The organism is Spirillospora sp. NPDC000708 (genome assembly GCF_040299565.1).
In the GTDB taxonomy this organism is placed as follows: Bacteria; Actinomycetota; Actinomycetes; order Streptosporangiales; family Streptosporangiaceae; genus Spirillospora.
The window spans coordinates 1-1,055 of sequence record NZ_JBEPCJ010000259.1; the positions used below are offsets into that span (position 1 = coordinate 1).

Sequence of the window (1,055 nt, forward strand, 5' to 3'; positions counted from 1 at the left end):
GTGAATTGTCTTTGACACTTTCTCATCTGGTAGAAGTGCGATGCTGCCCCATTCTGGATGATGCGGTAAATCCGGCAACTCCTGAAATTCAATAGCTAACCCCAGTTCTTTTGCCATCGGATGATCATTCACTTGAGTATCCCGATCCCACGCACTGACGCTATAAATGATCACACTCCTAGCCTCGCTCGTCACGTCTAGTCGTCTACCACTTGCTTTATCGTACAGGGTAACATGGTGGTCACCCGCATGGTCATCGAAAACAAAAGCTGTATCTAAGCCACTCGGAAGCGCATTTAGCGCATTTTCTACTGGTTTAGCTGTCGTGAAGTCGTAGGGCGTCTCTGCTACTGGTAAAAATAGTCCTGTCGGAATTAACTCGGCATCTGTGTCCAGAATGTGATCAGCTGAAATTTCAAGGATTTGTTGTCGAATATCTGTTTTCAACTCACCACTAAGGTTAAAGTAGCCATGATTGGTTGGATTAAAGAAGGTAGCAACTGGCGACTCTCCTGTGAAGGTAATGCTGAGCTGATTGTCGATTAGGTGATAAATAACCTGGGCATCAATCGGACCAGGGAAACCAGATTTGTGATCGATATAACTGAAAGTAACAGTGATCTCGTCATCGCTTTCTTGCCAATCTAAATCCCACTCTTGGAATGACCAGCCTTGAGAGCCACTATGAAGCGAATTTGTATTGTCGTTAACTTCTAAGCTTAGGTCACCAATTTGTGCTTGTTTAATCCGGCCCGCGACTGGTCCTACAGTGGCCCCAAAATACTGTAAATCAGTGGCTAATGCGGATATTGGTGTCACATTTAGAACGACATTTTCAGCAATACCCTGCCTATCTTTAGCCAAGACACGATACAAATGTGCCCCATAGGCGACTAATTCAACTGTCAGACTGGCATTCTCCAATCTGACCAACTGGGTTGTTTTTCCCTCACCCATGCTAACTTTTTCGACTCTTACACTCATATTTTTTCCCTTTCTGCGATTTCACTTCATGAAATCTTGAAACTTGCCATCCGCTCGAATGGTAACCTGAC

General features: G+C 44.5%; 1 protein-coding gene. It reads right to left on the minus strand.

Annotated features, from left to right (window positions below; all coding sequences use genetic code 11):
• A partial coding sequence (locus tag ABT299_RS52810) for an aldose epimerase family protein (protein WP_500255502.1) occupies positions 1–957 on the minus strand: 957 nt, incomplete at its 3' end.
• Positions 958–1,055: the final 98 nt, after the last annotated feature.